The following is a 17,513-nucleotide window of genomic DNA, read 5'->3' as shown; positions in this document are numbered from 1 at the left end:
CCGGGGGCGCAGCCCGGGGGGAGGAGAAGGGAGGCGTTGGCGCCCGGGGAGGAGCTGCAAGAGGCGCTTGCAAGGCTCGGCTGGCTCCGCGAGCCCAGCGTCCCCGTCATCGGCTGCAGGGGCTCCGGCCGGGCCTGCTGGAGAGTCCGGGGGGACTACTGGCTGGCGGGCCGCTACGAGAAGAGGATCCTAGACTCCCTGGCCCAGCTGGCCTTCGGCGTAGACCCGGGGCTCCGGGAGAAGCTGGTGGTCCTCCACCGCGCCCCCGCGCCGGGCGGCGAGTACGCCGCCGAGGCCTTCGGGGAGGCCCTCCGCCTCGGCGTGGTGGAGTACACGAGCAGGGGCTGGAGGCTCCACCCCAGCGGCGCCCTGGCGAGCCTGGCCGCCAGCCTCGGGGCCGAGGCGGTGCAGGCCCCGGCAGGGGGGAGGCTGAAGGGCAAGCGTGTCCGGCTCCCCGCGGGGGCCTGCAGGGGCCGCCGCTGGGTCATCGTCTCCTCCCGGGGCTGGCTGGGCCCGGCGAGGGTGGACCGGGTCGAGGACGGGGCCTGCCTGGCCAAGGTCAAGGACATGGCGCCGCGGGGTCTGGAGCCGCTCCCGCCGGCCGGGCTCGACGAGGCCGTGGAGAGGAACGCCGAGCTGGTCGGCGCCCTGGCCTCCGAAGCCAGGGAGTTCATCAGGAGGGCCTACGCGAGGGTGCAGGCGAGCAGGGGCAGGGTCTACGTAGCCTTCAGCGGCGGCGCCGACTCCACCGCAGTGCTCAGCCTCGCCAGGGAGGCGCTGGGCGCCGAGAGGGTGGTGGCGGTCTACGCCGACACGGGGATGGAGTTCCCGGAGGCGAGGAGGCACGTGGAGAGGATAGCCTCCATCCTCGGCGTCGACCTCGAGGTCGTGGAGCCAGGCGTCGACCCCCTGGAGGAGATAGAGAGGAGGGGGTTGATGACGAGGGATAATAGGTGGTGCACCAGGGTGTTCAAGCTCGGGCCCCTCCGCCGCTTCTACCAGCGGGTCGGGGCGAGGCTCATCCTCGACGGGGCCAGGCGGTGGGAGAGCAGCGGCCGGGCCAGGACGCCGAGGCTCGGGGAGAACCCGCTCATCCCCGGCGTGGCGAGGGCGCTGCCCATCCACCACTGGCCCCGGCTAGCGGTCCAGCTCTACCTGGCTGAGAGGGGGATCCCCCTGAGCCAGCTCTACCAGGAGGGGCTGACCAGGATAGGCTGCATCGCCTGCCCCGCGATGCACCTCTACGAGATCCACCTCGCCTACCGGCTCCACCCATCCTGGTACCGCCGCCTCGCCGAGGCGGTCGCCCGGAGGGAGGGCATCGACCCCGGGGAGGCGCTGCGCCTCCTCCTCTCCGGCCGGTGGCGCCGCCAGGGGGAGCCCGGGACCTGGATCCAGGACCGGGGCTAGCCGGGGATACGGCCCTCCGCGGCCTCGGCCCTGCTCCTCCTGCTCAGCTCCTCAGCCGCCTCCGCGACCGCCTCGGCGTCCAGCGCCTCGTCCAGCCCCCGGGGCGGGGCCGTGAAGCCCTCAAGCGCCACGGCGCCCGCCCTGGGTATGCCCAGGCCCCGTATCCAGGAGGCGTAGCCCTCCGCCTCCCCCGCGGCCATCCTCCCCATCTTCACCTCGTACCCTATGAGCGGGCGCCCCCTCCCGTCGAGGAGCACCACGTCCACGTCCCTGCCGCTGGGCTGGAGGGAGTACCCCCTCCGGGCCCCGTGAAGCCTGGCGAGAAGCTCGCCCAGGGTGAACTGCAGCTCCACCCCGTACCTTGAGCGGAGGGCCTCCACGCTGGGCGGCTGGCCCAGCTCCTCCACCACGTCGGCGACGCTGTAGAGGAGGGAGAGGAGGGGCGACCGGTGCCGGTAGTAGACGCGGGCGCCCCGGGTCCTCCAGAGGGGCACCCTCTTCACCAGCCCCATCTCCTCCAGCACCCTGAGCACTCCGGTGGCTGAGCCGGGCTGCGGGCTCGAGACGAGCCCCGCCTCGTAGAGCCTTGCCGCTATCTCGGCGGCCCTCCAGTAGCCCTCGGCGAGCAGGCGGAGCACGGCATCGTAGACCCTGGTGAGCTGCCTCTCCTCCTCCTCGAACACCTCGCCCACCAGCCCCCGGGCGGCCGGCGTGAGGCCTGCCGCGTGGGCGGCTAGAGCCCTCCAGGGGTCCCCCCGGGGCTCCACGTGGCGGAGCAGCCAGGGGTCCCGGGCCACCACAGCCCAGAGCACGGCCTCCCTGGCCCCGAGGCCCAGGCGACGCAGCGACGCGATGGCGTCGGCTACGTCGACCAGGTCCACGTGGAAGGCCTCGAAGAGGCCCAGGAGGGGGCTGCGGCGGTCGAACACCCGCCGCACCACCCCCATGCTGGAGCCGCAGGCTATGAGGCCTGGCTCCGCCTCCCCCGCCACAGCGGCTAGGAGCTCCCAGTAGCGCCGGGGCAGCCTCTGGAACTCGTCGAGCACCGCCAGGCCCCGGCCCCTCCGCAGCCACCCGGCGACCAGGCTGACACAGTCGCCCAGCCCCGTTATCCTCGGGCCGCCGCCCCTCTCCTCCACGATGCACTCGCCGTCCCCCGTGGCTGTGGCGTAGAGCCCCCAGTCGACGCAGCGGCGGAGCAGCCAGGTCTTCCCCGTCTTCCTCCTCCCGTAGACCAGCAGCCAGCCCTGGCGCCGCGAGGCGAGGTAGCTGCACTCCCACCGGTCCAGCGCCGCCGGCAACCCCGAGGACCTCCAGGACACTACCACTATATAACAGCCACTATATAACCAGAGTTACAGGGCATCGGCAGCCCCCTTGGAGGGCTACCCCTTTATCCGCCCAGCCGGGCCCTAGGGGCCAGCAGCGGGGACAGTGTATTGGCTGGGGGCGGGGTTGAGGTTGAGGCCAAGCTGAGGCTCCGGGACTGCAGGGAGCTGGAGGAGGTCGAGAAGAGGCTCCAGGAGCTGGGGGCGGTCCACGAGGAGGATGTTGCAGAGGAGGACACCTACTACCAGCACCCCTGCCGCGACTTCGCAGAGACCGACGAGGCCCTCCGCGTAAGGCTCGTAGACGGCAGGGCGGAGCTGACCTACAAGGGGCCCAAGAGGATAATCGGGGGCTCCAAGGCCAGGGCAGAGTACACAATAACGCTCGAGGACCCCAGCAGCGCCAGGAGGATACTGGAGGCCCTCGGCTTCCGGCCCGCCGCAGTGGTGAGGAAGAGGAGAAGCTACTACCGGCTAGGCAACATATCGGTCTCCCTCGACAGGGTGGAGGGGCTCGGCTGCTTCCTCGAGGCAGAGTACACGGGCGAGGGGGGCCAGGAGGCGGCGAGAGCTATAGAGGAGGCCCTAGAGAAGCTGGGCGTCGCAGAGAGGGAAAGGATCTACAAGTCCTACCTAGAGCTCCTCCTGGAGAAGAAAGCTCCGGAAGCCTAGGGGGCCACGGGGCTGGATGGGTGCCCCGCAGCCCCCGCAGCGGTACACCTTGCACCGGGAACCCGGTCCTATATGGGGTGCTGGTTCCATAAGGCTACGATTATCACCAATATCGTCTATGACACTGTATGGCGGGGGTGGCTGGCGGCGGGTCTATGGCCTGCAGTGTGGAGGGTCTGTGGTGTAGTCGAGCACTATGCTGATGCAGTGAAGCTTGTCGTTCCTGTCTACTGTGGCCTCTATTCTTGCCTGGAGCACTGCCGCGGGGTAGGTTCGGTCTCCGAGTCTTAGCTCGACGCAGTTGGATTTGTCTATGGGTATGGTTGCCGCTGGTTTCTGCGGTGTTAGGGTGGCTTTGTGCTCGTGGGCTGGGCTGTAGAGGTCTATTCTCAGGCTGCGGATTAGTGAGCACGGGTGCATGGATTTGAGGGCTATTGTCAGGGCGTCTATGGGTGCGCCCCCGCTGCAGCCGCAGCTGCGGTCGAGTATGATGTAGAGCGTGTAGTTCGCTACTAGCCTGCATATCCCCTCCTCCTCGCCGTGGTCTGCGGCTTTGCAGCTGCAGTCGAGGCGGATGGGGATGCTTGTTCTCCCGTGGAGTACCCAGGCGCGGGGGCAGTGACGGCCCTCTTCCTCTTCCTCCTTGGAGGTGTTGGTGGCGCTGGTGGTGCTCGTGCCGCTCCTCGTCCCCGTAGTGCTGCTCCATGTGCTAGTTGTGGCTCTGGTTGTTGTGATGGTTGTCGTGTTGCCCTGGGGGGCTGTGGTGCCTGTGGCTGTCGGGGCGGCTGGCGCTGTGGCCTGGCCCGTGGTGGTTGGCTGGGTGGTCTGCGTTATGGTGGCTCTGGGGGTTGCTGTGGGTGTGAAGTATATTGTGCCCGTCTCCTCGTCGGATATGGAGACCAGGACTGGCAGCTGCACCGCTGCCGTGCAGTTTCTCGGCATGTAGTATATCCTTGCCCCGAGGACCGCGTAGCGGCTGTCGCCGCTGCCGGCCCAGCTATCCGCGTCGAGCACTATGGCTGCTGAGGGCTTGTCGAGGGACAGTGTTGCGAGCAGCTCGTTGTTAAGCGTGTTGTAGACCTCGATGTGGAGGTAGCTGAGCCAGGCCCTCAGCAGGCTGGCGTCCGCTAGGCTGACCACCAGCTTGGCCAGCCGCACCCCCGGGGCCGGCTCTACGCGGATCCACCTGCCGACGTCGAGGCTCTCGACGCTGCAGGCCCCTCCCGTCCTGAGCACGGGCGTCTCTATGATGGAGACCTCCACCGGCTTGTGGACGGCCCTGGCCCCGCCCACGGCGTAGAAGTCGTTCAGGGGGCTCAGCGTGGTGGCGAACACCGCCGCCAGCGCAAGGGCTAGCGCGGATAGTATCAGCGCCAGGGCGAGGCTGGCACGCCTCATGCAGGACGGCCTCCCCGAGGGACAGCGTACCCCGGGGGCGGCTGGGCACTGGAGACGCTTATATAGTGCAGGCCCCGTGTTTCAAGGCAGAGCCTGTAGCCAGGAGCACCACGCGCAAGGTTTTGCCGGGGTCTGAGGGCCACCCGGCTGGCATCGACGCCTCTGGGCAGAGGTGTACTCTATGAGGCTGAGGCTTCCCCGGCGCGCGAGGGTGAGGAGGGAGCTGAGGCTAGCGGACGTCTGGCTCATGGAGCGCTGGCCGGTGGAGACCCTCGACGCCTCCAAGATGACTGACCCACCGTTCGCCGACATAGGCGGCGCCGGCTCGGTTCTGGAGAGCCTCGTGGACCAGGCGGTGTCGGGCAGGGGCGGGATATACGTAGTAGTCGGCGGCCCCGGCTCGGGCAAGACGACGCTGCTCAAGACGCTTCACAGCCGGCTCCGCCGGGGAGGCGTGTACTCGGTCTACGTCAACGCCTCGGGCCGCAGCCTCGACGACCTGGTGGCCGGCCTCTGCACGATACTCGGCTGCACCGAGCCGAGCCTCGACTCGCTGAGGGAAAAGCTCCGGGAGAGGGCCGCCGAGAAGGGGGCTATGGCTCTGCTAGTAGACGATATCGACAGGATGGCGGGCGGGAACATCGACGACGTGATCAAGCTGCTCACAACCCTCACCTCGGCCCAGCGGGAGCTGGGCCGCAGCCTGCTCATAGTGTTCAGCATGGCCCGTGACACCCTGGCGAGGCTCAGCCTCGACCCGCTCACCAGGGGGCTGATAAAATCCTACATGGAGGTTATAGACATGGACGAGCACCTGGTGAAATCCCCCAGCGACCTGGCGAGGCTTATCTACGCCCACTTCCAGCGGGTACGGCCCCGCAGCCTAAGCAAGAAGGCGGCCGCCACCCTGAGCCGCTACCCCCTCCACCCCATCAGGGACCAGAGCGTCATAAACGTGCTCTACGACGTGATAGGCGATGACACCCCCCGCGTGTACCTAGAGAAGCTCGACGAGCTCCTAAGGATAGCGGCCAGCTCGCGCTCACGCCTGGTAAGCGTTTCACACGCGAACGTGCTCGCCAGAAGGATCCTCCAGGCCCGTCGCGGGGCGATACCCCTAACCCAGATCCGAGCCGTCATCCTACGCCGCTACGTCAACGGCCTCCTGGCCGGCGGGCTCGTAGTACTGGGCACGATGGCCGTAACACTCTCAATGATAAACCTCGTGCCACCAGGCCTCAAGCTGCCGTACATAGTCGTGGGCCTGGTGCTGATGCTGGTAGGCGTGCTCGTGCATATGAAATCCGTATCGGCCCCCTAAAGAGGGGCCGCGCCCCCCAGGCTGCAGGTGGGGGATGGTATGAGCAACGACTACCTAGACCTCACTGTGCCGGAGGAGGGCTCACTGACTGGAGCCCTACTAGCCCTGGCCGTGCTCGGCGTCATTGTAGCGGTTGGGCTAAGCCTGCGGGGCACTCTGCCGCGCTTCGCGGTGATCCAGACGACGAGCATGGTTCCAACCCTCGTGCCCGGCGACGTTGTTATGATAACCCATGTAAACCCTAATGACATACACATAGGTGACATAATAGCCTTCAACCTGGTGGCATATGATATCGATAGCCAGGGGAGGCCCGTAGACGTAAGACGCACGGTAATAGTGGTCCACCGCGTGATAGGCAAGAAGGTTATCAACGGGCACCTCTACTTCCGCACCAAAGGCGACAACAACCCCACGCCAGACCCCTGGTATGTGCTCCCTCAGGGCGTGCTGGGCAAGGCCGAGAAGGTGGCCAGCCTGGGCAGCTTCGGCCTGGTGCTAACCAACCCGGTAGGGAGGATATTCGTGATAGTCATGATGCTCTCGTCCCTGGTGCTCCTGCTAAGCACTGTGAGGAGCTATAGTAAAGGTATACGTGAGGACCTCGAGAGCTACATGTAGATGTCTCGGCAAACGCTAGAAACACTAATGCGGTAGGCTGGCGGGTAGGACTACCGGGAGGCACTGGTGTTGCTGCCGGCGTGCAGGAAGGGCCTGCATATGGCTAGCTTCTCTGCCAGCGTCTGGTTGAGGCTGTAGATCTGCCTGCACACCTCCCCAAGCTCCTCGCTGTTAACCAGCGTCTTGAAGCCGTTAACATCAAGTATGAAACTGCTATTACCGAGAGGGTGGAGGCTTATCATCAACGTGTTAGACTTGTTTACAATACTTATAAAGTCGCTGCTAACCTTGTCAACTATTGTCCTATTCAGCTTGTTCTGTGCAATCGCGTTAGCCACCTCCACGAGATCCATACCGGCCTGGTTTACGACCGTCTTAACGTACTGGGCTATGACGCCTATTATGAGTGATGACGCGATGAGCGCTATGAGGCCCGGTACAATGAACTCTTTTAGCATGCAGAACCACCACTAATGCCGAGGATTATCAACTATAATGCCTAATATAACGGTAACGTGGCTGGGCCACGAAAAGCGTAGAGCAAACCCAGGGTTTATCCCCCGAGGATTCTGCAGGGAGAAGGGCTACCTAAACCCTGGATGGCTCTGCTCCTCCAGGCCCCCGGGTATCAACGATGATTTTTAGCGGGCTGACGCCCATAATTCTCTAGCGGAGATGAGGGGCGTGCCCGACCAGCCCGGCTACAGGGATGAGGAAGACGAGACAAGGTACTGGATTGGTATTGCGCTCATAGTCATCGGCGCGCTGCTCATACCCTTCTCGCTGGTGATTGGCGCCATCCTCGTAGCCGTGGGCGCTGTCCTCCTGGCGTCCCGGTGAGGAAGCCCCTGGGCTTCCCTCTTTTCCGGCCGGCAGCGCCGGAGGGCTCTATATGTTGAAGCCTATCTCCCGTAGCTTGTTGGCCACAAACCGCTTGTCCTCTTCGGGCAGCAGCTCTATGCCCTGCCTGATCAGCCTCTCGTCCACCTTGAGCCTGCCCTCGTCTATGTACTCGCGTATTATCTTCAGGTCCTCTATGTCGGTCTCCCGCGCCGCCTTCGCCTTGAGCACTATGTAGTCTTCGAGCCTTAGCAGCCTGGCCTCGATGTTCCCTAGCCTCCTCTTGCCCGCCCTCTCGAGCATCTCGGGCGGTATGTAGTAGTCGTGGATATTCTCGTAGAACTCCACTATAACCTCCTCGCCGCTGGGGAGCCTCGCCACGAACTTCGGCGTGCCCAGCGCCGTGTAGGCTACCTGCCAGCCCTCCTCCTCCGCTATGGCGTGGTACCTTTCCTCCTCTATCAGCGGGCTGGGCTCCAGGGCGAAGATGTCTACGTCGTCCTCGAACCGTCTACGCCGCAGCTCTAGCTCTACGACCGTGCTCCCCACTATGACCCCTTTCACCCCGTGCCGCTGCAGCCTCGAAAGCAGCCACGCCAGGTCCTGAATGCTGTACACGGGCTATGCACCCTCCAAGGGAGCGGTGGGCCTCCCCCATGTGGCCCGCTAGTGGCGGCCCCTGGGTTTAGGGTTTAGATGGCTACCGCCTCATGGCCCCCGGCTGGCCCTCCTGGCCCCGCGGCTGCGCCTGAGCCTCAGCTTGCCCATGGCGGCGAGCAGCGAGACCACCGCCACGATGCTGACCGCAAGCACTATGAGGGCCCGCTGGCGGCGGGTCAGCGTCACCCCTCCCGCGGCGGGTGCGGGCGTGGCGTGGGCGGCCGTGGTGGGTGTCGCGGCGCCTCCCGCCGGCGTTGCTGTGGTGGGTGTCGTAGGCCTCTGGGACGCCGTGGTGGGACCGGCGCGGCTCGGGCCGAGGGGTATCTGCCCGCTTGTGCTTGCCAGTGTGAATGACTCGCTCGCCCCATCCGGCACCGCTCTAAGCACGACGCTGTATGGTATGCTGCTGCCGCTCCTCAACGCCACCTTCACCCTCATGGACAGGGTCTCGCCTGGGCGCAGCAGGCCGCTCCGCAGGGAGGCGGTCCCCGCCGTGTGGTTGCCCGGCTCGGCTTCGAGCACTGTCACACTATCTGGGAACGATATGCTGAGTATGGCGTTCTTGAAGTCTATGGAGTCTAGGTTGGCCACGCTGACCTCCAGCACTGCGAGGTTCCTATAGCTCTCCAGCTTCTTCACCTCAAGCTTCACGTAGGGCACCTTGACCCTGATGGGCACTGTTGCCAGCGCCTGGCCGCCCAGCCGGAGCACGAGGTACAGCGTGTCCTCGCTCCCCGGCGCGGCCACCGGGGACACCTGGACCCCGGCCCACAGGGTGGTGAACTCCCCAGGCTCTATATCCACGCGGGTTGCCGGGAGGAAGAGCCTGGCTATGGAGCTCTCGTTAACCGGCTCCAGCGCCGCGCCCGCTATCCTGACGCCCGAGGAAACCACTATCTTGACGTCAACCTTGCCGCCGGGCGGGGCGGCGATGTAGCTGGGCGTCACGTCGACCCCCACGCTGCGGCGCAGGAGCTCTATCACCGGCACCCTGGCAATCTGGTACCTCTTGAGCAGGTAGCTGCCCGTGTCATCGTAGATCTCCAGGACCACGCTCAGAACGTCCAGGGGCTTGAGGCTCACCGTTCCCAGGCTCATGCTCACGTCCAGCGTGCGGTGGCTCCTAGCGGGCACCGTGACTACCTGGGCGTAGTCGTAGATGGCGCAGGCGCTGACGTTCACACAGTTCCCCTGGCCCCTGACCACCAGGAACCTGGCCAGGAACACAGAGTCGCGCTCGCTGGGGTTGTAGAAGGATACGTGGGCCACCAGCCCCCTCCTAGCTATGTCGACGCTCGCGCTCTCGAGCTGCGGCTCCACAACCACCGACCGTATCCTTATGCTCGTAGTGGCCGTGGCTACAGCCCTGCCGCTCGAGTCCAGCACCTCTATGCTGGCCGTGTAGGTGCCCGGGTAGGCTGTAGGGGGGACTGGGATGCTCACTATGAAGCTCGTGTCGCCGCCCAGGGGGACCAGCTCCTCCGCCGAGTCGGCCTCCCCAAGGCCCTCTATGGATATGTGGACCCTCAGCTTGGCCGCCGTGTTCCCCTCGTTGGCCACCTTCACCTCTACCCGGAAGCTCTTACCCACAACGGGCAGGTCTAGGACACGCACCTCCTCCACGCTCGCGGAGACCACGGGCTTGACCTGGAGCAGGTTGTGGAGCCTCCAGGAGGCGTAGGGCTTGCCCGCTATGTAGAGCGTCGCGCTGGCGTCGTAGCTGCCGGCGGCCGCGTCCCTGGGGACCTGGATGGGGACCTCCACTACGTTCGCGCCGGGGAAGAGGGGGGCCTTGGCGCTGTAGCTCTTCCCGAACATGTTTATGACGAGCGTCGCGTCGACCGAGCCCTCGCCCTCCAGCCGCAGCCGGAGGGTGGCTATCGCCTGGCCGCCTGGGTCCACGCTCCCGGGGGACGCCGTGTAGCCCGTGAGGGATACCCGGTAGGACACCACCTCTACCGCCGCGCCGGCCTTCGCGGGGGCGTAGAGGCTGTCCCCCTCGAACCTGGCCACTACATCGTGCCTGCCCAGCCCGAGCCATGAGGTGTCAAACTCCACCACCGCCACGCCGCTGCGGTCGGTGCGGCCCGTGCCGACGAGCCTCCCATCCACGTAGAAGCTGACAGAGCGCCCCACGATGGGCCTGCCCGAGAGCCCGTCGAGGAGCCGAGCCTCTAGGCGGGCCAGGCTGCCGCGGGTGACGATTATGCTCTGGGCCTCTACCCTGGCGGGCCTCCTGAGCACCTCTATAGCCGCCGTCTTCGAGCCCCTCAGCCCCGTGTTGTCGACTACGGTGAGCGTGACGTTGTAGACGCCGGGCTTCTCGAAGACGTGCGTGACTATCGCGCCGCTCGCCACCGTGCCGTCGCCGAAGTCCCAGTGGTACTCCGTGATGTTGCCGTCGGGGTCGTAGGAGAGGAGCCCGTAGAAGGTGACGTTGGAGCCCCAGTAGACGCGTCTAGGCGTGAACCAGAAGCCCGCCACGGGGGGCCTGCCCTTCACGCACCAGGTGGGCCGGGTGGTGAGCCAGGGCCGGTAGTCGACCGTCGCCTTCTCGCCGAGCATTATCCTGCTCCCCTTGCCGCCCGTGTTCCCGGGGGCTGCGGGGCCGGAGGGGTCGCCCCACCAGTTGTGCCCCGCGTAGACGTAGCCGCTGTCCACCCGGAGCCCGTAGAGCCCCTGGCCCAGGGGGCAGCTGTAGCTCACCACCGCCGTGGCGTCTTCAACGCTCTTGATGTATATGCCGCCGTTGATCCTGGAGTATAGGACAAGCAGCCTCGCCTTATTGCCCACGCCGCCCTTCTCGCCGTCCACGGTCAGGCTGTCGAGCTGGCACCTCTCAAGCCTCATAACCGTCGACTTCCCGTAGAGGCCCCAGTCCTCGCGTATCCAGTTGTCCGCTATGCTCTCCCCCCTCACAGCCACGGAGCCTAGGACGGAGTTCACCGCCGTGAAGCTCGAGTAGTCAAGCGCCCGGCCGGAGGAGGTCCCGTTGTAGAGGCCGTAGCCGTGGAGGACGACGCCCTCCAGCGAGGAGTCGAGCACGCTGAACTGGGAGGAGAGGAGCCCGTCAGGGCCCTCCACGATGAGCTTGCCGAGCCTGACGCGCTCCAGGGTTACGGTGCTGCGGAACACCGCCGCCCCCTCCCCGGCGTAGCTCCTGTCAACCACTATGCTCATGTTGGAGAAGCTGGAGTCCGACACCGTTATGTTGGAGTCGTACACGGCGTACATGATGGCTGGTATGAGCTTGTAGCTGGTAACAGTGACAGTCTTATTGCCGGCGGTCACGTTGTAGGTAACGGGGACCCGCAGCTGCAGCCCCGTCGCGCGCGCGTGTATCGTGAAGGCGCCGGTGGCGTTGACGCGGCTCAGCTCTATCCGGGACCCGTAGACCACTGTAGACTCGTTACCCAGGCCGATAGACTCCAGCTCAAGGTCCCCCTGTATGGTCACGTTGTCCAGCAGGAGGCTTGAGTTGTAGAGGCTCCTGTATGCTGACCGGAAGGAGATGCCTCCCTGCACCACGGAGTCTATGAACGTCGCGTTGGAGCTTGTGAACTCTGCGAACTCAAGCCCGTTTCTCACCACGACGTGCTTGAAGACGAGCACAGAGCTAACAACCACGAGGGTGCCGCGGCCGACGAGGATGACGGGCTCGCTCCGCGTGCCCTCAGCGAGTATAACCCCCCGCTCCACAGTGACGGTGACGCCGGGCGCGAATATGATTGTGACACCGCTCTCTATCTTGACCTGCGCCATTATGCGTATATCCCTGGTTACCACGTAGGGGCTCCCGTCGCGGGTCAGAACAGTGTTAACCGTTATATCGCGGTCTATCGCCGTGGGCCCGCTCGCCCCCGCCGGGAGGCCTGCGAGCAGCGGCGCCGCGAGCGCTAGTAGGAGGAGAATGAGCATCAACAGCCTTCCGGGCTTCAAGCTTGGCCCCGGCTGAGCCCCAGCATGCTAGTACTTAAAAACCGTAGTCCAGCCTCCAGGGAGGGTAATCAGCCTAGCCCTACGTAACATAATAGGGTCTTTGGGTGCTACCCGGGGGAGGGGCCGCGGAGGGTGGCGTGGCGCGCCTGGGTGGCAACCGCGAACACGGTCCACTACGAGGACGACGCCAGCCTGTGGCTCCACGGGGGCTACGGCGCCATAGCCGTGGCGGACGGTGTCTCCACGAGCCGCGGCGGGGGAGCCTCCCTCCTAGCAGCCTGGGGGTTCACAGCGTTCTGCAGGGCCGTCCTGCCGGGGTGGCGGGGGAGCATAGCCGGCGCGGCGCGCCGCTGCCTAGAGCTCCTCGACGAAGCGGCTCGGGAGGCGTCCCCACGCGACGCCGACACCGCGGCGGAGGCTAAGCGCCTCTACTACAGGGGCTGCGGGGCCCCCTGCACCAGGCCGATGAGCCCATGGGAGCCGGCTAGGCTCGAGGCCCAGGCCCCGCAGGAGGGGGGCGGCGGGCAGGCGCCCTCCACGACCCTTCTAGCGGCCCTCCTGGGCCCCGGGGGCCAGCTGGCACTGGTGCTGGCGGGCGACGGCGTGGTTGTGGCTACGACGGGGAGCAAGGAGTCCACCTGGCTCCTATGGGGCGCGCTGCCACAGTTCTACGAGGGGAGCCGGCTAGCCCGCTTCATCGAGGTCGGCAGGGGGCTCCAGGGGGAGCCGGTGGTCCTGGAGACCAGGCTCCCAGGCGACACCCTGCTGGCGCTCGCGACGGACGGGGTGGATCCCGCGGCGCTGGCGGAGGAGCTTGTGGAGCTGGCCCGAAGAGGGGTGCCGGAGGACGCGGCGGAGGGGAACCCCGCCTCCCTGCTGCTCAGCCGCATCCAGCAGCGGGCCGGGGGGCTGGAGGATGATGCGACGATAGCGCTGGCGTATTGGGCCAGCCAGGCCCCCGGGCGGCTAGGGCGCTGAGAGGCGGGGATGCAGAGGGAAAAAGGTGTGAGGTGTGCCCTGGGGCCGCCGCCCCCTAGCCCGTCTCAACCACCCTGGCGTTGATCACCAGGGGCACGCTGTCGAAGAGCACGCCCTCCCTAGCCTCGTAGTACACCCGGGCGCCCAGGACCGCCGCCCGGCCTCCATCGTAGAGCCAGGAGTCCCCGTCCACAGCGACCACTGCGCTGGGCTTACCCAGGCTGAGCACGGCCCTAACGTTGCCCAGCTTGAGGACCGGCCGGGCGACGCTGAGATACTCGTACGAGGCCCAGTTGTTAAAGCGGCCGCCGGCATAGCTGTAGTAGATCGTGTCCCACCATATGGCGAACAGCCAGTTGCCGGAGCTATCGTAGAAGTCTAGCCGCAGGGTGAAGTTGAGAGCGGACGCGGGCCTGTGGCCGCTCGTACCGTTGCCCACTATTATGCCGTAATCCGCGGAGTCGAAGAACAGTGTTGGGGGCTGCGTGTCGGCCTCAATCACTACGTGGTGGAAGCCTCTACCGTCAGCGTAGGGCGTGTGGACCACTATCCCGCTTCCCCGGACCAGGTGGCGGGCTATCTCGTGGAGGGTCTCGTTGATTGCTGTGCCGTTGCCCGGGGCCAGGTATAGGGTGCCGTTGTAGGTGTAGTTGCGGTAGGCTAGGGTTATGGTGGCGTAGGAGACTCTGCTGAGTATGTCCTGCACCGCGGCATCGACGTCTATTCCCTTCTGCACGTGGCCCCGCAGGACGTGCTTAAGCTTCTCGGCTATATCCTTCCCGTGGCCGTCTATGGCCCAGGAGAGGTGCGGCCACTCATCCTGAGGAGCCCTCTTACAGTACGGCTGATCCGTCGTCACGTTGCCCTCGAAGACCTGGTATGCCTCCCTAACCTCTATGCTTAGGTAGTCTAGGAGCCGGCGCAGCTGATCCGCGTTCTCCAGGCTCAGCTCCAGCTTCACATAGTCGACATCACTGTGCCTTGTTATCTTGAGCCACTCGGGCTCCTCGAGAGAGCCCTCGGCCCCGGAGGCTGGGGCTATGGTTATGCTGCCGAGCTGCTGGAGGCTTATGGGCTCGTTGGGCGCCTGCGCGCAGCCCACCGCGTGGAAGCTGTTCAGCGGGCTCTGGGTGGTGGCGAAGCCTGCTAGCAGGGCGAGGGCGGCAGCCGAGGCGGCGAGGGCGGCCAGGGCGAGGGCTGCTGAGCGGTGGTTCAAGGCTCTAGGGCACCCGGGCTGCCCTAGCCATGAATGTTAAGCTGCAAAGCCGGGTATAGGCTGGGCGAGGCGGCATTAAATAAGTGCAGTGTAGCATTATGTGCTGTGCCTAGCGGGCTGCTGGCCTGTCTTGGGCTGTGCGGCCCCCGGGGTTGGGGAGGCTAGGGCTCTAGGCTTAGCACCAGCTCCTCGCCTTCTATTCGCCACTTCTTCCCGTCTCTAGGCGGGCTGGAGGCTAGCTCGATGCTGCCGACCCTCACCTCCCGTGCTATCAGCTCCCGGTGCCTCTCCACCGCCTCCCGCAGCTTCCCCGTGGCGTAGACTAGGAGCCTCCTAGCGGTGTGGTCTACGGGGAGGTCCAGCTCCTTCCTGAGCACCTGGGCGCGGCGTATGACCTCCCTGGCGAGGCCCTCCAGCATAGTCTCCTCGTCCAGCTGCATGTCCACGTACACTGTCATGCTGCTGGTCTCTATTTTCTCCGCTCTGGGGGCCCAGCCGGGCTCCGAATCCACCACCTCCACTGCCTTTACGTTGGCGAACCTGGCTAGCACGTCAGCTGCCTCCCGAAGCCTCTCCACTGGGAGGCTGGAGCCGGGCTTGGCTGCTATAGCGGCGCGGCGGAGGGGCCAGCGCCTCTTCAGCCTCCTCTCGCTCCTCAGTGCGAGCACCTTCTCCGCCGCCTCTAGCGCCTCCTCGACGGCGAGGTAGCTCTCCTCGTCGAGGAGCTTCTCGTCGACGCTCGGCCACTCTAGCATGTGGACGCTCTCGGGCGCCCCGGGCTCGTACTTCTTTACGAAGGCCTGGTAGAGGTACTCGGCTATGAAGGGCGTGAAGGGCGCCATGGCGGCTATGGTCCTCCGGAGCACGTAGTAGAGGGTGGCGTATGCCGCCTCCTTGCTCTCTGTGGCCTCCTCCTCCCAGACCCTCGGCCTGACCAGGGGGATGTAGCGGTGGCTCAGCTGCTCCACCACCAGGTCGACCAGCGTCTGGAGCGCCTGGTGCATGTTGTCGTTCTCGACCGCCTCCTCCACCCTCTTCAGCGCCTGGCTTAGCCTGTAGATTATCCAGCGGTCCTCTGCCTGGAGCCTCCCGGGCTCCGGGGGCCCGGGGCTCCACTTGTCGAGCTCCATGTAGGTGTCGGCGAACTTCACGGTGTTCCATAGTATGTTGAGGTAGCCCCGGTACCTCTCCACCTCGTCGGGGTCGAAGTTCACGCTGTCCCAGGGCGCGCGGCTCAGGAGAAGCATCCTCATAGGGTCGGCGCCGTGCTTCTCCATCCACTCCAGCGCCCACACCACGTTGCCCTTGCTCTTGCTCATCTTCTTGCCCTCCTTGTCCAGCACGTGGCCCTGGAGCAGCACCGAGCGGTAGGGGGCCTTGCCGTGCCACACCACGCCGGTCACGAGCAGTGTGTAGAACCAGCCCCTGGTCTGGTCAGCGGCCTCGGTTATCCAGGTGTAGGGGTAGAGCTGGTCCCATAGCCTGAGCCAGCCGTACTGCTTCAGCGCCGCGGTGTGGGCCACGCCGCTGTCCATCCAGACGTCGACCACGAACGGCTCCCTCCTCATCACGCCGCCGCACTTGGGGCAGCGGAGCTCCACACGGTCTATGTAGGGCCGGTGGAGGTCGTCGGGCACGCTGGAGGGGTCCACGGCTAGCCTCCTGAGCTCCTCGAGGCTCCCCACGACCACAGTGTGGCCGCAGCTGGTGCAGCGCCACACGGGGAGGGGGGTGCCCCAGTACCGCTCGCGGCTTATACACCAGTCGCGGGCGTTCTCAACCCAGTCGCTCATCCTCCTGGCCGCCCAGCTGGGGGCCCAGCGCATCGAGCGTACCCCGTCGACCATCTTCCTCCGGATCTCGTCCGTTATCCTTATGAACCACTGGCGGGACGCGTAGTAGAAGAGCCTGGTGCCGCAGCGCCAGCAGAACGGGTACTCGTGTCTCACCGTGCCCGCGTGGACTAGGAGCCCCTTGCCCCGGAGTACCTCTATCACCTTCTCCCCGGCGTCCTCGAACCACATGCCCTTGAAGGCGCCGGACTCGGGGCCGAAGTAGCCGTCCTCGCGGAGCGGGGTGTAGGCCTCTATCCCCCTCTTGCTGCACTCCTCAAAGTCCTCGGGGCCGTGGGCGGGGGCCAGGTGCACTACCCCGGTGCCATCCTCCATGGTCACCCAGTTGGCGGCGAGCACCGTGTGGTAGGGGGGCTCGTGGCGCTGGTGGTAGGGTACCTCCTCCGCCAGGGGGTGCCGGTACCTCATCCCCGCGAGGGTGGCGCCCTTCACCCTCTCGACAACCATGTACTTCTCCAGCCCCACCTCCCTGGCGAAGGCCTCCAGCCTCTTCTCAGCCACCACCCATATCTCATCGCCGACTGAGATGAACACGTACCACTCGTCCGGGTGGACGGCCGCCGCCTCGTTGGCTATTATCGTCCACGGCGTGGTGGTCCAGGCTACAAGGTAGGTGTTGTCGAGCCCCTCCAGGGGGAGCTTGAAGTAGACGCTGGGGTCATCCACCTCCTGGTAGCCCTGCGCCACCTCGTGGCTGCTGAGCGCTGTGCCGCAGCGGGGGCACCGGGGGACCACGCGGCGGCCCTCGTAGAGGAGCCCCTTCTCATGCGCCTTCTTGATGAACTCCCAGATAGCCTCTATGTAGCGGGGGTGCCTCGTCTGGTAGGCGTGGCCATAGTCCAGCCACAGCCCGAGCCTCTTGCTCGCCCTCTCCCAGTGCTCGATGTAGTAGTCTACCAGCCGCCTGCACTCCTCGATGAAGCGGTCGACGCCGTATCGCTCGATATCCCTCTTGCTCCTCATGCCAAGCTTCTTCTCCGCCTCAAGCTCCACGGGGAGCCCCTGGGTGTCCCAGCCGGCCTGGTCCCAGACTCGGTAGCCCCTCATCCTGGCGTAGCGCAGCTTCACGTCCTTCAGGGTCCTGCCCCTGGCGTGGCCCACGTGCATGAACCCGTTGGCGGTCGGCGGGCCCTCAAGGAACGCGAATAGAGGCGCATTGGGCCTCTCGTCCCACGTCATCCGCTTGACCTTCTCATATACCTTGTTCTTGTCCCAGAAGCGGAGAACCCACTCCTCGACCTCTAGGGGGCTATAGCTTCGCTTCAGCGGGGGCCTCG

13 protein-coding genes are annotated in these 17,513 nt (G+C 65.8%); 6 read left to right on the top strand and 7 right to left on the bottom strand.

Annotated elements, in window-relative coordinates:
• The first annotated feature begins 36 nt into the window (after nt 1-36).
• The gene (locus tag ACZ42Y_RS04025) at nt 37-1,410 is read left to right on the top strand and encodes a phosphoadenosine phosphosulfate reductase domain-containing protein (RefSeq protein WP_464735747.1); all 1,374 of its coding nucleotides are present in this window, start codon (nt 37-39) and stop codon (nt 1,408-1,410) included.
• On the opposite strand, the gene ACZ42Y_RS04020 is transcribed toward ACZ42Y_RS04025, so the two are convergent.
• The gene (locus ACZ42Y_RS04020) at nt 1,407-2,711 is read right to left on the bottom strand and encodes an ATP-binding protein (RefSeq protein WP_058371150.1); all 1,305 of its coding nucleotides are present in this window, start codon (nt 2,709-2,711) and stop codon (nt 1,407-1,409) included. The genes ACZ42Y_RS04025 and ACZ42Y_RS04020 overlap by 4 nt on opposite strands.
• 138 nt (nt 2,712-2,849) lie before the next feature.
• Here ACZ42Y_RS04020 and cyaB point away from each other — a divergent pair, with 138 nt between their 5' ends.
• Entirely contained in the window at nt 2,850-3,410 is a 561-nt protein-coding gene (gene cyaB, locus ACZ42Y_RS04015; protein WP_464735746.1) for a class IV adenylate cyclase, read from the top strand.
• Between the two features lie 153 nt (nt 3,411-3,563).
• Here the strand turns inward: cyaB and ACZ42Y_RS04010 are convergent, their stop codons facing one another.
• The gene (locus ACZ42Y_RS04010) at nt 3,564-4,808 is read right to left on the bottom strand and encodes a hypothetical protein (RefSeq protein ID WP_058371152.1); all 1,245 of its coding nucleotides are present in this window, start codon (nt 4,806-4,808) and stop codon (nt 3,564-3,566) included.
• A gap of 181 nt (nt 4,809-4,989) precedes the next feature.
• Here ACZ42Y_RS04010 and ACZ42Y_RS04005 point away from each other — a divergent pair, with 181 nt between their 5' ends.
• Entirely contained in the window at nt 4,990-6,129 is a 1,140-nt protein-coding gene (locus ACZ42Y_RS04005; RefSeq protein WP_058371153.1) for an ATP-binding protein, read from the top strand.
• Nucleotides 6,130-6,168: 39 nt separating this feature from the next.
• Nucleotides 6,169-6,750, top strand: a complete 582-nt coding sequence (locus ACZ42Y_RS04000) for a signal peptidase I (RefSeq protein WP_058371154.1) — start codon at nt 6,169-6,171, stop codon at nt 6,748-6,750.
• Between the two features lie 50 nt (nt 6,751-6,800).
• Here the strand turns inward: ACZ42Y_RS04000 and ACZ42Y_RS03995 are convergent, their stop codons facing one another.
• The gene (locus tag ACZ42Y_RS03995; RefSeq protein ID WP_058371155.1) at nt 6,801-7,208 is read right to left on the bottom strand and encodes a hypothetical protein; all 408 of its coding nucleotides are present in this window, start codon (nt 7,206-7,208) and stop codon (nt 6,801-6,803) included.
• 226 nt (nt 7,209-7,434) lie between these two features.
• On the opposite strand from ACZ42Y_RS03995, the gene ACZ42Y_RS03990 reads away from it, so the two are divergent.
• Nucleotides 7,435-7,590 (top strand): hypothetical protein, encoded by a 156-nt coding sequence (locus tag ACZ42Y_RS03990; protein ID WP_464735745.1) that lies wholly within the window; start codon nt 7,435-7,437, stop codon nt 7,588-7,590.
• A gap of 48 nt (nt 7,591-7,638) precedes the next feature.
• Here the strand turns inward: ACZ42Y_RS03990 and ACZ42Y_RS03985 are convergent, their stop codons facing one another.
• Together ACZ42Y_RS03985 and ACZ42Y_RS03980 are read right to left on the bottom strand one after the other, a co-directional pair.
• Nucleotides 7,639-8,208: a nucleotidyltransferase gene (locus ACZ42Y_RS03985; protein ID WP_058371156.1), complete on the bottom strand. Its 570-nt coding sequence runs from the start codon at nt 8,206-8,208 to the stop codon at nt 7,639-7,641.
• 90 nt (nt 8,209-8,298) lie between these two features.
• Nucleotides 8,299-12,168 (bottom strand): PKD domain-containing protein, encoded by a 3,870-nt coding sequence (locus ACZ42Y_RS03980; RefSeq protein ID WP_058371157.1) that lies wholly within the window; start codon nt 12,166-12,168, stop codon nt 8,299-8,301.
• Nucleotides 12,169-12,321: 153 nt separating this feature from the next.
• On the opposite strand from ACZ42Y_RS03980, the gene ACZ42Y_RS03975 reads away from it, so the two are divergent.
• Nucleotides 12,322-13,167, top strand: a complete 846-nt coding sequence (locus ACZ42Y_RS03975; protein ID WP_058371158.1) for a protein phosphatase 2C domain-containing protein — start codon at nt 12,322-12,324, stop codon at nt 13,165-13,167.
• 55 nt (nt 13,168-13,222) lie between these two features.
• Here the strand turns inward: ACZ42Y_RS03975 and ACZ42Y_RS03970 are convergent, their stop codons facing one another.
• The gene (locus ACZ42Y_RS03970) at nt 13,223-14,383 is read right to left on the bottom strand and encodes a hypothetical protein (protein WP_464735744.1); all 1,161 of its coding nucleotides are present in this window, start codon (nt 14,381-14,383) and stop codon (nt 13,223-13,225) included.
• Between the two features lie 161 nt (nt 14,384-14,544).
• Nucleotides 14,545-17,502, bottom strand: a complete 2,958-nt coding sequence (ileS, locus tag ACZ42Y_RS03965) for an isoleucine--tRNA ligase (protein ID WP_464735782.1) — start codon at nt 17,500-17,502, stop codon at nt 14,545-14,547.
• Nucleotides 17,503-17,513: the final 11 nt, after the last annotated feature.

It is taken from the genome of Pyrodictium brockii (assembly GCF_055379715.1).
This window is presented reverse-complemented; position numbering and strand designations above follow the sequence as displayed.

Excerpts from the sequence above, each read along its gene's own strand:
- ACZ42Y_RS04005 (WP_058371153.1), top strand. The coding sequence starts at position 4,990 with ATGAGGCTGAGGCTTCCCCGGCGCGCGAGGGTGAGGAGGGAGCTGAGG.
- ACZ42Y_RS03995 (WP_058371155.1), bottom strand. The coding sequence starts at position 7,208 with ATGCTAAAAGAGTTCATTGTACCGGGCCTCATAGCGCTCATCGCGTCA.
- ACZ42Y_RS04000 (WP_058371154.1), top strand. The coding sequence starts at position 6,169 with ATGAGCAACGACTACCTAGACCTCACTGTGCCGGAGGAGGGCTCACTG.
- ACZ42Y_RS03980 (WP_058371157.1), bottom strand. The coding sequence starts at position 12,168 with ATGCTCATTCTCCTCCTACTAGCGCTCGCGGCGCCGCTGCTCGCAGGC.
- ACZ42Y_RS04010 (WP_058371152.1), bottom strand. The coding sequence starts at position 4,808 with ATGAGGCGTGCCAGCCTCGCCCTGGCGCTGATACTATCCGCGCTAGCC.